Raw genomic sequence first — 13,998 nt, 5'->3', positions numbered from 1 at the left:
GAAGCGGAAATACCCTAATTAAAAATCCAGGGAGCAAGATGCTCCCACTCCAGTCATATCAAAGAATTCGAGGAGTGCGGGCATCTTGCCCGCTTCTTAACAAATTTTCATGTCCGCTTGCGGAAACCGGACTTGATATCAGGTCTCGCTCCCTAGGTTTTTCCCACTATAGACACTAACCAGTAGGGTGGGCAGTGCCCACCTTACACATTGACTTATATCAAATCCTTATTTGAATTGACTATAATGGCGACGATCAGGAGTGCGAGCGTCTCGCTCGCTAAAAGCAGCAAATCCTTATTTGAATTGACTATAATGGCGACGATCAGGAGTGCGAGCGTCTCGCTCGCTAAAAGCAGCGAGCAAGATGTTTGTCCTGTGGACACGCTACGCACTCCCGAAACTCTAAATTCATCTGCGTCTTATAAACCCCTACAAGACAAGCAGGGGAGAGGGAAGAGACTAACCCTTACAACGAAACCGGAATAAAGCGATTATTTAACGCTCCAGGAGTCGTGCGTTCCACCACACCCAGATATAAACCATTAAACAGAATCGCCGTATCCGAGCCAGTTTGGATCAACTGGAGATTAGCTTGAGTCAGACCATCCGTTAAACCAATCAAGTCAAACCCATTACCAAAATCCTTAATCCGGTCAGCTTGGAACACCGTACTTACCGCACCACTACTGGGTAAAACGAATACATCATTACCCGCGCCACCATTGAGGGCATCCGTACCCGTACCGCCCTCCAGGTAATCGTTTCCGAAATCTCCGTTCAGGTTATCATTGCCCGTACTGCCGCGCAGCGTGTCATTATCTTGACCGCCGTAGAGGAAATCATTCCCCGCCGCACCAAACAGAGAATCGTTACCTTGGTTACCGTTAATGAAATCATTAGACGGGCTACCCACGACAATATCATTGCCTTGCAGGGCAGAAATACTGCGGAGATTGAACGCACCCATATCGATAAAATCGTTACCGGGGGTGGCTACTCCAGTGCCCAGGGAGGGGCTAGGACTCGGACTCGGAGCTGGCGCAGGAGGAGGCACAGGAGCCGGGGAAGGCGTTCCAAACCCTGGGAAAGTCGGGAAACTGGGGAACGCGGGGAAGGTGGGGAAACCGGGAGAGGGCGAAGGAGCTGGAGTGGGAGAGGGAGTGATACCGGGGCGACTGGTATCATTATCGAGAACAGTGACCGTTACCGGGTCAAGGGTTAAATTACCATAATCGGCATCTCCAGATTCAACCGAGAAGTTAATGGTACTGCTGTGGGTTCCTTCTACAATGCGATCGTCAAAACCAGTAATCGTAACCGTTTGCACCTCATTGTAATTCTCTGGCGTAAACGTCAGCTCCGTGGGAGTCACCAAGCTTTGGACATCTGGCTGAACTGTAATCTTCACATCGGCACTGGGGCGACTTTGCAGAAAAGCCGAATATTGAATCGACTGGCCACTCTCACTCACTGTCGTTGAGCCAGTGTTGGAATCAAAGTTCAAACCAATCTCATCGATATCGTCATTAATCACCGCCACATTCTGCACCGGCACATTATTAAAATCTGGATCGGTGCTACTTGTGGGGGTACTGAGAATGGTATAGGGTTGGTCACCATCTACCACCCCATCGGCAACCCCTCTAATGGTTACTGTTTGAGGCTGATCGAAGTTTTGGGCATCAAAGATCAGGGAGACATCCTCGACAAAATTCTGTCCATCGGTGGAAATTAAGCCCTCTTCTGCATTAGAGGTACTAAAATCGATCTGCACATCTGAACTGGGTGCTTCACTGGTGGAAAGCACAACCTCAAACGTTGCTGTTGATTCCTCTTCAGACGTTCGCAGACCGGCAGACGGAGTAACATTGACCCCAAACGTATCAATATCTACGTTAGTGAGATTAAATGTTCGATCTTTCTCCGTCAACAATTCAACGTTGGGTAATGCTTCATTGTATTGAGGATCTGTGCTTTGAGCTTGCCCCAGTGTAACGCTATACAGTTGATTGCCATCAATGATATTATCCGGGATACCAGAAATAGTGACGGTTTGGGTTGTAGTTGCATTGTTTGGTGTAAATGTCAGGGTCAGAGGATTGGACGTTGCTTCAGTGGCATCACTAATCTCAATTGGGATAGTAACATTGCTGCTTGGCGTGTTACCCAATCTCACACCAAACTGAACAGTTAATGTACCATCTTCACTGGTACTTGAGTCGTTTAATTCTGTTACGAGAGGAGTGATAAAAATACCGGGTCGGTCGTTGTCAGAAATAGTAACGCTCAAAGTCTCGCTTTGTCGCTCTTCTTGGGTAGTTGGTGAATCGTTAACTATAATTTTATCCGTTCCGACAAAGTTGGGATCTCCATTAATATTAGGAGGAGAAACCACTGCCAGTTGGATCGTTCCTGTATGCTCTCCCTCCGGCAGGGTATCATCTACTGCTGCAACTGTGACGGTTTGGGGTGTACTCCAGAGGGTACGGGGGTCAGTGGGACTAAAGGTGAGGGTAGTGGGATTAAGAGTCAGTTGATTGTCATTATTGGTCGCCACTACTTGTATCTCAGTGGTGGGTTGTTGGGCCAGGCGGATGGTGTAGGTGTTGGTGTCGCCATTTTCAGATACCCGTAAATCCCTTGTACCATCGAGTTGCTGATTTTCCTCTACAAATACCCTGGTGTCGTTGTCGGTGACAGTCGCTATCACCTCTGGGATGGAGATACCCTGATAGCCGGGGTCAGCGCTAAAGGTTTGGAAACTGATGTTACTCTGGTGTACCCCTTCCACCTGTGCATCATCGACCGCCCTAACCCCTACAACTTGGGGAATATTCCAGGTTTGTGGAGTGAAGCTAACAAAAGTGATGGGAGTATTGGGGTTATTGGGGTCGAAAATTTCAGATTCATTATCAAGATTCAAAGGATTGAAAGTAATTGTAACAGCATTAGTCGGTGGGGTTGCTAGTTGCAGGGCGAGCAAATCTGTTGTTCCACCTTCAGTGATCCCTAACGTGCCACCAAATGGAGTGACAAGTACCTCTTCAAAGGAGAGTTTAGTTACAAATGAATCTTTAAAGTTTGGAACCAGTAAGCTGCCAACTACTGCACGTTGACCGGGTTCAGGATTGACTTCAATGATATAGGGGCCAATTACTTCACCCGTTTGGGGATCTCGCTGACCTAGGGTTGGACTTGGATCATTAAATCCGTATCCCAGTGGCGATCCTTGCCCAGGAACTGGCAGTACAGGATTTCGCCCCTGGTTAAGGTTAGAAGAACCCGTTTGCCCTGTAGTATAGGCAGCACCAAACTGATCGACAGCTACACCATAGCCATAATCATTACCATCAGCCGTCTGTATCCCACCAGTAAACTCAGCGCCTCCTCCATAGAAGGAAGAGTAAATAAACCCAGTTCCATCCTTATTCAACTTAGCTAGGAATGCATCTGTTTGACCACCTCCAAAAGCAGACTGTTCTGCATTTGGGGTAGTGGGGAAATTTGTGCTGGTGGTTGTCCCTACAACATAAGCCTGGTCTGCTTGGTTGACACCAATACTAGAAGCACTTAGAGGTAAGAAAGCCACCCCTTCATTACCAGCACCCCCTAGGAATGTAGAGTAAGCTAAGGATGTGCCATCAGGGTTAAACTTGGTGACAAAAGCATCAAAGGCTCCCCCTTGATAATTTTCTTGGAAGGGAACTGGAGAGGAATTGGGGGGAGGGGGAGTAGTATTACGACGCTGCCCAGCCAACAGGTTCTGACCGGTGGGGAAGTCAGCAGAGGGCGTAATCCCTGTCAGATAAGCTGCTCCAGCATCGTCTACTACTATACCGCCCGCCACATCACCGCCACCACCACCAAGGTAGGAGAAATAGACGCGATCAGTAGCATCGGCGTTAAATTTGGCGACAAACACATCACTAGGGCCAACTAAGTTTTGTTGATAGGCTCCAGTGGTGGCTAAACCGGAAGATTGAGTCGTTCCCGAAATATAGGCATTTCCTGTGCCATCGACATCAATACCAATGCCTTCTTCAAATCCAGGGCCACCCAAGTAGGTAAAGTAAACCAACTGGCTTCCAGTGGCGTTCACCTTGGCAATAAAGGCATCACTGCCATTCGTGGGGTCAGTGTTTTGTTGGAAAACTCCAGTTGTTCCCAGACCAGTTGATGTAGTTTGTCCGGTAACATAGGCTGATCCATTAGGATCTACAGCAATGCTAGATCCTCGTTCATAGCCACTCCCTCCTAGGTAAGAGGCATAGTCAATCTGAGTCCCAGTTGGATTGAGTTTGAGAATAAAAGCATCCTGGGAACCGCCAGCAAACTCTTGGAAGGGAGGATTTTGTGGGACTCCAGATGATCCAGGGAAGTCTGTCGATTCGGTTTCCCCAACAATATAAGCATTCCCAGCACTATCTACGGCAATATCATTAGCCCGGTCTTTATCTAATCCACCTATATAGGTAGAGTATATCAGTTGCCCATTACTATCAATCTTAGTAATAAAAGCATCACGAATATCATTACCGGCTTTAGGATCAGGTAGAGTCCGATTGAAGGGATCGGGACTATTGGGACGCTCAGGGCGAACTGGAAAAGTAACAGACCTGGTTTCCCCAGTGACGTAGGCAGCACCCAATTTATCGACCGTAATCGCATAACCGGCATCTTCTGAAGGAACCGGATCAGCTAAGTATTCAGCCCCAGCAATAAAAGTCCCATTTTGAACGGTTTGTATAACTTCTTGCTCAATAGTGATAACATTGACTTGGCCGGTGACTGGATCAACGAAAGTTTGTTGTTGTTGCACAATAACAGTTTGAAGATCTTCAAAGGGCCGTACATCAACTTGAACTAGACCACCACCACCAGGAGGACTTTCGACAACAGCGCCACCCAAGTAGTTGGAGTATTGCAGAATGGGGTCGAGGACTAATTCATGGTTGAGGTCGTAGCTGCCGACTTCAAACCCAATTTGATTCCCCTCTAGAATCTTGTAGGCAACTTCGACATCGACTTGCTGACCGTTAATAATCTGATAAGCGATGGGGGTTTTCTCGGTTAGCTCTCCTGTGTCGGTAATGAGAGCGAGGGAGCCATCTTCGCGAATTTCAATGTCGTTGACGTTCTCGTAGGCAATCTTAATCGTGTCAACGCTTGCACCGGGAGCCACGTAGATGTCCCGTTTAACTTGGCCGCTTTGCCCGGAGTATTTAACGTCAATGCCATCATAGACTTCTTCGTACCATACACCCTCGAAGGTGGCGATATTGGTGCGCCATTTGGAGGGGTCATTACCAATAAAAAAGTTGGCAATACCGGGGAGTTGCTCCCATCCTCTAACTTCGGCACTGGGGTTAGAGCCAACAAAGTTCGCCCGAATAACATCATCACCGTTGGCAACAACGATTTCTTCTTGAGTAAAGAAAACTTCCCCCACATCTCCATCTCGGACGTGGAAGGATACGGAGTCATCGACCTGGCCATTATTTTGAATGAAGCTCAGGGGCCGTTGGCCAGTGAACTGTGGCCGAGCTTCTGGAGCAACGGCTGTGTTGAGTGCTTCTGATGCTAGAAGTACATCGTCTTGTGGTGTTTGTGCGGTGCTTGATGGCAGTTGACTATTAATTCCCATGTTGTCCTCACCCCATACCTTTTGTACAGAACCAACTATAGCAAAGCTTACCCATTGTTTTGACCTCTGTTGTCAATCCCGTGAGTGTGTTTCCATCATAGCCTGTGGGGTGGGGGGAATGGGGAGATGGGGGGATGGGGGGATGGGGGATGATAGGGACGCGGGGATAATTCATTATTACTCATTTTTAATTTTTAATTTTTAATTTTTAATTGATCGAATGAATGGGAAACGGTAGATAATTAAATCTTGATGGGTTTAAAGAAGGGAAGAGTGTTGAGTTTGATTAAGTAAGTTTGAGTTGTTTTTTTAGGAGAGTTGACTTTAGCTTTTCTTAAGGTTTAGTATTAAGAATACTCTCAAGTCACTTGTGTTGGTTATATACAGGAGATCTAGACTTACAAGGATTTCCGTAAGGGTATTTGGGTAAAAAAATTAGATTTTCAAGGGTCTATGGTTCTGTAGTCTAGGTTACAGAAAATTCAAAAGTAAAGATTATTGGGAATTTTTTGTTAGGCTTTTATGACCTAAAGAGGAGTTTGCTTAGTATTAATTCAAAAAACTATAAAAATAGCAAATTTACGACATGATTTTTATTAAATACTGATGTAACATTCTTGGGGATTAACGGTAAAGTGTAAGTCAAATCTTCTAAATCGAATGAATTCAAGTGAGGGTTCATAAAGATTTACAAAGAACTAACGTTACATGAATCTAAGGAGATTAGATTATGGTTCAAACCCCTACTAAACCGATCGCCGCGACGGAATCAGAAGGCCATAGCAAAGCGCCCCACCTATGCCCTCCCTACTACGGACTAGAGGAACTCGGTTTTCTAAATCTGCAAAAGGTCTATCGTAACCTAGCGGTTCCCAAACTATTGGAACATGCCCTAGCCCGAAAAGAAGGGGTTTTGGCCTCAAATGGTGCATTCTGTGTAGAAACCGGGAAGTATACGGGGCGATCGCCTAATGACCGCTTTATCGTCGATGAACCCTTCATCCACGATGAAGTTCACTGGAACAAAGTCAACGTCGGTTTATCCCCCGAAAAATTCGACATGCTCCATAGACGGGTTCTTGCTTACATTCAAGGCAAAGACCTCTACATCTTCGATGGCTATATCGGCTCCGATCCCAACTACCGGATGAGCGTGCGGATCATCAACGAACTAGCCTATCAAAATATGTTCGTGCATCAGATGTTCATTCGCCCCACTGCTGAAGAACTAGCCAGCCATTATCCAGACTTCACGATCATTGCCGTTCCCGGTTTGAAAGGCGATCCCGGTATTGACGGTATTCACAGCGAAGCTTTCATCGTTGTTAGCTTCTCTAAAAAACTGATCCTCGTTGGCGGTTCCTTCTACGCAGGCGAAATCAAAAAATCAGCCTTCTCCTACATGAACTACTGCATGACCAAACGCGATGTGCTACCCATGCACTGTAGTGCCAACATGGATGACGAAGGCAATACCGCCCTCTTCTTCGGTCTCTCCGGAACTGGAAAAACCACCCTGTCTGCTGACACCAGCCGTCGCCTGATCGGAGATGATGAACATGGATGGTCTTCTAATGGCATCTTCAACTTTGAAGGCGGATGCTATGCCAAAACCATTCGCCTATCGCGAGAAAAAGAACCCGAAATTTGGGATGCTATCCGCTATGGCTCACTCCTGGAAAACGTCATCCTCGACGAAGAAACCCGCACTCCCGACTATGACGATGGCAGCTTAACCCAAAATACCCGTGGTGCTTACCCCATCAACTATATTCCCAATTGTGTGATTCCGGGTATTGGCGGCCATCCTATAGCCGTCATCTTTTTGACTGCGGATGCCTTTGGAGTCCTGCCCCCGATTTCCAAACTGACGACAGAGCAAGCTATTTATCATTTTCTATCGGGCTATACCAGCAAACTGGCAGGAACAGAACGGGGTGTGACGGAACCCGAAGCCACGTTCTCCGCTTGTTTCGGTAAGCCATTCCTACCTCTGTCAGCTACGGTTTATGGGGAAATGCTGGCCAAACGCCTTGAAGAACATAAGGACACCACCTCCGTTTATTTGATCAATACCGGATGGACAGGCGGCCCCTATGGTGTGGGTAACCGCTTTGATATTCAAGATACCCGCTATATGGTTTGGGCGGCCTTGAATGGGAATCTTAAGGATGTGAAGTTCAATCCTCACCCGATCTTTAAGATTTTGGTTCCCGAAAGCGTCCCCAATGTCGATCCGAAGATTCTGAACCCGAAAAACACTTGGAGCGATCCAGAAGCTTACGATCGCCAAGCGAAAATCTTAGCCGAGAAGTTCATCGAGAACTTCAAACGCTTCAAAACTGCTACACCCGAAATTATCAACGCTGGGCCAAAGCTTGATGGGTAAGGAGTAAGGAGTAATGAGTAATGGGTAATGGGTAATGGGTAAGGAGTAAGGAGTAATGGTTGTTCCCATCTCCCCATCTCCCCATCTCCCCATCTCCCCATCCCCCCATTCCCCCACTCCCCCATCCCCCCATTCCCCCATTCCCCACCCGATCATTAAAACATTCTTGCCATAGCAAGGGTTCACCAGAGGAAGTGCCAAAGTAGATCGGGGAAAGTGATTTCCCTATTGCGATTACAGGAGTCATGTCAATATGACAGTAAAAGTTGGTATTAATGGATTTGGTCGTATTGGGCGGCTGGTGTTTCGGGTCGCCGTTGCCCATCCAGAAATTGAAGTTTGTGGCATTAATGACCTAGTTCCTCCAGAAAGTATTGCCTACTTACTCAAGTATGATTCCACCCATGGCCCGTTTAAGGGAACAGTGGAAGCTAAAGAAGGGGCGATCGTGGTTAATGGTAAAGATATCCCCTGTTACTCGGTGAGAAACCCAGCCGAACTGCCCTGGGGTAAGACTGGGGTGCAGTTCGTGGTTGAATCCACCGGTTTATTTACCGATTATGAAAAAGCCTCTGCCCACCTGCAAGCAGGCGCTAAACGGGTGGTCATTTCCGCACCAACGAAGGAAAAAGACCCGGATAAAGTGCCCACCCTGTTAATGGGAGTCAATCATAACAGCTACGACCCCGCCAAGCATACGGTCGTGTCTAATGCCAGTTGCACCACCAACTGTTTGGCCCCGGTTGCTAAAGTGATTAATGATAACTTTGGCTTGGTAGAGGGTCTCATGACCACCGTTCACGCCATGACCGCCACCCAACCCACGGTTGACGGCCCCAGCCGTAAAGATTTACGCGGCGGGCGCAGTGCCACCCAAAATATTATCCCCGCGTCCACCGGAGCCGCAAAAGCGGTAACTCTGGTGTTACCAGAACTTAAAGGTAAGCTCACTGGGATGGCGTTCCGCGTGCCAACTCCGGATGTTTCAGTTGTAGATTTAACGTTCAAGACCGAAAAAGCTACTAGCTACGCCGAAATCTGCGAAGCGATGAAGAAAGCGGCAGAAGGAGAAATGAAGGGCGTGTTGAGATACACAGACGATCCAGTGGTTTCCACGGACTTCACTTCCGATCCCCATTCGAGTATTTTTGATGCCGGTGCAGGCATCGAATTAAACTCTAATTTCTTCAAAATTGTCTCTTGGTATGACAATGAGTGGGGTTATTCTAATCGGATGGTAGATTTGATCTTAGCCATGGCAGCTAAGGAATAATTAACCTTCTCCTTCTCTTTTCCTATTGATGCTGTATGGTATAGGGTGAGACACGCTCACCCTATTTTTTAGGGCTATGGGCTGGTAATGATTCAAACAGCTATTTTCTCAGGATTTATTGGATAGTGGTAAAGTACCATCAATCGATTAATGGCAGGCTTAAAGAGAAATGGTATAAGGCAACCCCATCTCAAATTTTCATTTCTCTCCTAAATCTACAGCGTTAGGATACAAAAAAGTCTCAACTTCAGAAAAATGTGCGGGATCTTTTTCTGGAAAATTAATGACGATATCTACAGAACCCCCCAGAGCGGAAATAATGGCTAGAAGCTTATTGAATGTAATGTTTTCTTGTCCCTCCACTGGTGAAAGGTCAAGTGGCTCTATATTGAACCTTTCTGCGAGTTCATCTGGTGATATTCCCGCCATTTCTCCCACAGTTTCAAGTATTCTTAGCTCCTCCTTTATTTTCTGAGCGCCCGCAGCAATTCTTTGCTGAGACTCAGGAGAAAAGGTGCTTCTTATTTCTTTATAAGTTTTATATTTTCTCATACTAATTCGCCTTCTTCTGTCTCTTCTAGATATTCTCGAAATCGTCGATCGGCTATGGGAATATTTATCTGATACCATCGTTTTTTTCCTGCTTTGTTACCCCCAAGGAGAAGAACGGCTTGGCGCTTGGGATCGAAAGCAAAAATGATTCGATAAGGTTCTCCAGCATGTTGAACTCTTAGTTCTTTCATATTCGGAAATTCAGAGCCTTTAAGTGTATCAACATAGGGTCTTCCCAATTGTGCCCCTTTTTCCTCAAGAACATCGATCGCTGTAGCAATTGAATCTTGTACAGCTTGTTCCTGTTCAAAGAACCATTTTTCAAACTCTGCATGAAGTATGATTTTTCATAACATAGTATCAAATAGGCTTGCTATATACGATCGTGTCAATATTGTATCCGATCGCGAAACAACAGTATTGAGAAAGAGAAAATCCCTAAATTTTTTAATTTTTAATTGATATAATAAACTCTTTGCTGTTGACATGGAGAGGAAACCGGGGTTATGAGCCAGAAGCGGATAGGACTGTTGTTTGGGGGATGTTCGGGGGAGCATGAAGTCTCCATTGTTTCGGCAAAGGCGATCGCCGCAGCGCTACAAACCGGAGAAAACGGAGATCGCTACCAAGTCCTTCCTTTCTATATCCGTAAAGATGGTTACTGGTATGAACCCGAAATTGCCGCCCAAGTCCTGAACTCTGGTACGCCCTTATCTACGGATACCCCACCAGGGCGCAGTTTGTGGGAGTTTCCCGATCGAGTGAGTGAGATTGATGTTTGGTTCCCTATTTTACATGGGCCGAATGGTGAAGATGGCTCGATTCAAGGCTTGCTGCAACTAATGCAAGTGCCCTATGTGGGTTCGGGAATTGTCGGATCGGCGGTGGGGATGGATAAAATTACGATGAAAATGGTGTTTGCTCAAGCGGGTTTAGCCCAAGTTAAGTATAAGGCGGTGACTCGCGCTCAGGTATGGTCTAATCCTTGTGTGTTTCCGAAACTCTGCGATGAGATCGAAGAGGCGATCGGTTATCCCTGTTTTGTGAAACCGGCTAACTTGGGATCGTCGGTGGGTATTGCCAAAGTGCGATCGCGCCAAGAACTCGAAACCGCCCTCGATAATGCCGCCAGTTATGACCGTAGAATTATCATTGAAGCGGGTGTAACGGCTAGAGAGGTCGAATGTGCCGTACTCGGAAACGACTATCCCAAAGCCTCAGTCGTTGGCGAAATCACCTTCGAGAGCGACTTCTACGACTACGAAACCAAATATACAGCCGGAAAAGCCGATCTATTCATTCCCGCTAATTTACCCCCAGAAGTGAGCGATCGCATCCAAGAAATGGCAATTCAAGCCTTCCAAGCCGTAGATGCCTCCGGATTAGCCAGAGTAGACTTCTTCTATATTGAGTCTACGGGAGAAGTCCTCATTAACGAAATCAACACCCTACCCGGCTTCACCTCCACCAGCATGTACCCCCAACTCTGGGCAAATACAGGCGTTTCCTTCCCCGAATTGGTACATCAATTGGTGGAATTTGCCCTAGAGAGGCAACCGGTTAAATAATCCATTTTAATCGGTGAGTAAGCCAAATCGATAGCCTTTTCCATAAACCGTATGAATTAAGGGAGACTCTCCAGGTAATTCGATTTTTCGGCGCAGTAAACGCACTTGAGCGGCTAAAACATTGCTATTGGGCGATTCTTCCGCACTCCAGGTGGCTCGATAAATTTGGTCATGGGTGAGGAGTTGACCGGGATGTTGCATGAAATAGGTCAGGAGACGACATTCTTTTTCCGAAAGTGGAATTAAGCGTCCTTGGCGATCGCCCATTTGATTCTCCAAATCTAAGCGTAAATCTTCCACCTGCAACACAGAACGGTTAGGCACAGCAAAACGACGCAATAAAGCCCGAACTCTAGCCAAAAATTCCCGCAACTCAAAGGGCTTAATCATATAATCATCTGCCCCACTATCAAGTCCCATCACGCGATCGTCTAAGGTATCTTTAGCCGTGAGAAAGAGAACCGGAGTCGATAATTGAGCATCACGCAGCGCCTGACAAATATCCAACCCGGAGCGATGGGGTAACATCCAATCTAAAATCAGTAAATTATAGTCTCCCTTGGCCGCTAACTGCTCTCCCTGCTCTCCATCCGTGGCAATATCCACTTCATATCCTTCCCGTCTGAGAACTTGACTCAAGGACTCAGTTAAAGCCACTTCATCATCAACTAACAGAATCTTCATATCAATTAAAAATTAAAAATTAAAAATTAAAAATGATTGAGCCACTCCCCATTGTCCCATCTCCCCATCCCCCCATCCCCCCATCCCCCCATTCCCCCATTCCCCCATTCCCCATTCCCCCATTCCCCAAGACCCACTAAACTAGATCCAGCCATGGACTCAGTTTAGGAGGGTAACCTGTGACTGAAGAAACAACCACCTCCCTGCCCTCTCGTCGTGAGTTACGAGAATTGGTGCGCCAACAACTGCAAGCCCTCCTGGAAGCCCAAGATTATCAGGGGGCTAAAGCTATTTTAGTGCCTGTGCAACCGGCTGATATTGCCGAAGCCATTGAAGGGTTACCGGAGGGGATGCAGGCGATCGCCTTTCGTTTGCTCTCGAAAGCAGAGGCGATCGATGTCTACGAAAATCTCGACTCCTCGGTGCAACAGTCCCTGTTAGAGAAATTTCAGCGCCAAGAAGTGATCGATATTGTCGATAAAATGTCTCCTGATGACCGAGCGAGGCTGTTTGACGAACTCCCTGCCAAAATTGTCAGACGGGTACTCGATCATATGAGTCCTTCAGAACGGGCGACGACTAACTTACTGCTGGGGTATGAACCGGATACAGCCGGTCGGATGATGACCCCAGAATATATCTCTTTGAAAGAAGATTATACGGTTAGTGAGAGTATTGAACGCATTCGCAATTTATCCCATGTCAGTGAAACGGTTTTTTATCTGTATGTCACTGATAACGCCCGTCGTTTAACCGGCATTGTATCTCTACGGGATTTAATCATCGCTCAACCCCATCAGAAAATTGGTGATGTGATGACCCGCGAAACAGTATTTGTGCAAACGAATACGGATCAAGAAGAAGTGGCTCGACTGATCCAGCGCTACGATTTTTTAGCGGTTCCGGTGGTAGACCGAGAAGAACGTTTAGTGGGCATCATTACCGTTGATGATGTCATTGATATCATTGAACGGGAGGCGACCGAAGATATTTATGCCTTTGGGGGGGTTCAGTCCGATGGCGATAATTATTTCCAGATGAGCTTATGGAAGGTGGCCCAAAGACGGGTGATGTGGCTGTTGATTTTGTTGGGAACCAATGCGGTCACAGGGTTTATTATTCGATCGCAGGAAGAATTAATTGTTCGATACGCCGTTCTTTCCGCCTTTATTCCCCTGCTGACAGGAACTGGGGGGAATGTGGGATCGCAGTCCTCAACTGTGGTGATTCGCGGCTTGAATACCGATGAAATTCGCTCTCTAGGCGTGCCTCAAGTGGTGATTCGGGAGGCGATCGCCGGATCGATTTTAGGGGCAACTCTGGGCATTCTAGCCACCCTAGGAGGACTATTTTTACTCAAGGTCAATCTTGCGGTTGCTATAGCTGTGGGGATTTCTCTGTTGGGTATTTCGATTTTGGCTTCTGTGGCGGGTTCTGGACTACCCTTTTTATTCCGCTCCTTGGGTCTCGATCCCGCCCTCATGTCTGCGCCTTTTATTACTACGGCCGTTGACGTGATCGGGGTACTGATTTATTTTAACATTGCTCGGATCATCTTGAGTTGGGGAGGTTCGGGGTTTTTTTGAGATGGGGTGATGGGGTGATGGGGGAATGGGGTGATGGGGTGATGGGGGAATGGGGTGATGGGGTGATGGGGGAATGGGGTGATGGGGTGATGGGGTGATGGGGTGATGGGGTGATGGGGAAGCGGGCAAGATGCCCGCACTCCTGGAATGGGTTGATATTATTGGAGTGGGAGCGTCTCGCTCCCTGGATTTCGAGAAGAGTGGGAGCGTCTCGCTCCCTGGATTTCGAGAAGAGTGGGAGCGTCTCGCTCCCTGGATTTCGAGACGAGTGTGAGCGTCTCGATCCCTGGATTTCGAGA

Annotated in this window: 8 protein-coding genes; 4 read left to right on the top strand and 4 right to left on the bottom strand. The window is 47.1% G+C overall.

What is annotated here, in order from left to right:
• Window positions 1–469: 469 nt before the first annotated feature.
• Entirely contained in the window at window positions 470–5,647 is a 5,178-nt protein-coding gene (locus tag PMG71_RS07050; RefSeq protein WP_283752948.1) for a DUF7948 domain-containing protein, read from the bottom strand.
• A 730-nt stretch (window positions 5,648–6,377) separates the two neighbouring features.
• Here PMG71_RS07050 and pckA point away from each other — a divergent pair.
• Together pckA and gap are read left to right on the top strand one after the other, a co-directional pair.
• Window positions 6,378–8,036, top strand: coding sequence for a phosphoenolpyruvate carboxykinase (ATP) (gene pckA, locus PMG71_RS07045; protein ID WP_283752947.1), 1,659 nt, complete (start codon window positions 6,378–6,380; stop codon window positions 8,034–8,036).
• 253 nt (window positions 8,037–8,289) lie between these two features.
• Window positions 8,290–9,309 carry a type I glyceraldehyde-3-phosphate dehydrogenase gene (gap, locus tag PMG71_RS07040; RefSeq protein ID WP_283752946.1) on the top strand — a complete coding sequence of 340 codons (1,020 nt, stop codon included), beginning with the start codon at window positions 8,290–8,292 and terminating at the stop codon, window positions 9,307–9,309.
• A 198-nt stretch (window positions 9,310–9,507) separates the two neighbouring features.
• On the opposite strand, the gene PMG71_RS07035 is transcribed toward gap, so the two are convergent.
• Both PMG71_RS07035 and PMG71_RS07030 read right to left on the bottom strand, forming a co-directional pair.
• Window positions 9,508–9,861, bottom strand: coding sequence for a helix-turn-helix domain-containing protein (locus PMG71_RS07035; RefSeq protein WP_283752945.1), 354 nt, complete (start codon window positions 9,859–9,861; stop codon window positions 9,508–9,510).
• On the bottom strand, window positions 9,858–10,205 hold the full coding sequence (locus tag PMG71_RS07030) for a type II toxin-antitoxin system RelE/ParE family toxin (protein WP_347179219.1): 348 nt from the start codon (window positions 10,203–10,205) through the stop codon (window positions 9,858–9,860). Before PMG71_RS07030 ends, PMG71_RS07035 begins: the two co-directional genes overlap by 4 nt.
• Before the next feature lie 162 nt (window positions 10,206–10,367).
• Here PMG71_RS07030 and PMG71_RS07025 point away from each other — a divergent pair, with 162 nt between their 5' ends.
• The gene (locus tag PMG71_RS07025; protein ID WP_283752944.1) at window positions 10,368–11,429 is read left to right on the top strand and encodes a D-alanine--D-alanine ligase family protein; all 1,062 of its coding nucleotides are present in this window, start codon (window positions 10,368–10,370) and stop codon (window positions 11,427–11,429) included.
• 6 nt (window positions 11,430–11,435) lie between these two features.
• Here PMG71_RS07025 and rppA read toward each other — a convergent pair whose 3' ends face one another.
• On the bottom strand, window positions 11,436–12,113 hold the full coding sequence (gene rppA, locus PMG71_RS07020; protein WP_283752943.1) for a two-component system response regulator RppA: 678 nt from the start codon (window positions 12,111–12,113) through the stop codon (window positions 11,436–11,438).
• Between the two features lie 179 nt (window positions 12,114–12,292).
• On the opposite strand from rppA, the gene mgtE reads away from it, so the two are divergent.
• Window positions 12,293–13,699 carry a magnesium transporter gene (gene mgtE, locus PMG71_RS07015; protein WP_283752942.1) on the top strand — a complete coding sequence of 469 codons (1,407 nt, stop codon included), beginning with the start codon at window positions 12,293–12,295 and terminating at the stop codon, window positions 13,697–13,699.
• The last annotated feature ends 299 nt before the right edge of the window (window positions 13,700–13,998 follow it).

Origin of the sequence: Roseofilum acuticapitatum BLCC-M154 (genome assembly GCF_030068475.1) — a bacterium.
GTDB lineage: Bacteria > Cyanobacteriota > Cyanobacteriia > Cyanobacteriales > Desertifilaceae > Roseofilum > Roseofilum acuticapitatum.
This window is presented reverse-complemented; position numbering and strand designations above follow the sequence as displayed.

What these genes read in the sequence shown, in the direction of transcription:
- gap (WP_283752946.1), top strand. Translation starts at nt 8,290, where the DNA reads ATGACAGTAAAAGTTGGTATTAATGGATTTGGTCGTATTGGGCGGCTG.
- PMG71_RS07050 (WP_283752948.1), bottom strand. Translation starts at nt 5,647, where the DNA reads ATGGGAATTAATAGTCAACTGCCATCAAGCACCGCACAAACACCACAA.
- rppA (WP_283752943.1), bottom strand. Translation starts at nt 12,113, where the DNA reads ATGAAGATTCTGTTAGTTGATGATGAAGTGGCTTTAACTGAGTCCTTG.
- PMG71_RS07025 (WP_283752944.1), top strand. Translation starts at nt 10,368, where the DNA reads ATGAGCCAGAAGCGGATAGGACTGTTGTTTGGGGGATGTTCGGGGGAG.
- PMG71_RS07035 (WP_283752945.1), bottom strand. Translation starts at nt 9,861, where the DNA reads ATGAGAAAATATAAAACTTATAAAGAAATAAGAAGCACCTTTTCTCCT.
- pckA (WP_283752947.1), top strand. Translation starts at nt 6,378, where the DNA reads ATGGTTCAAACCCCTACTAAACCGATCGCCGCGACGGAATCAGAAGGC.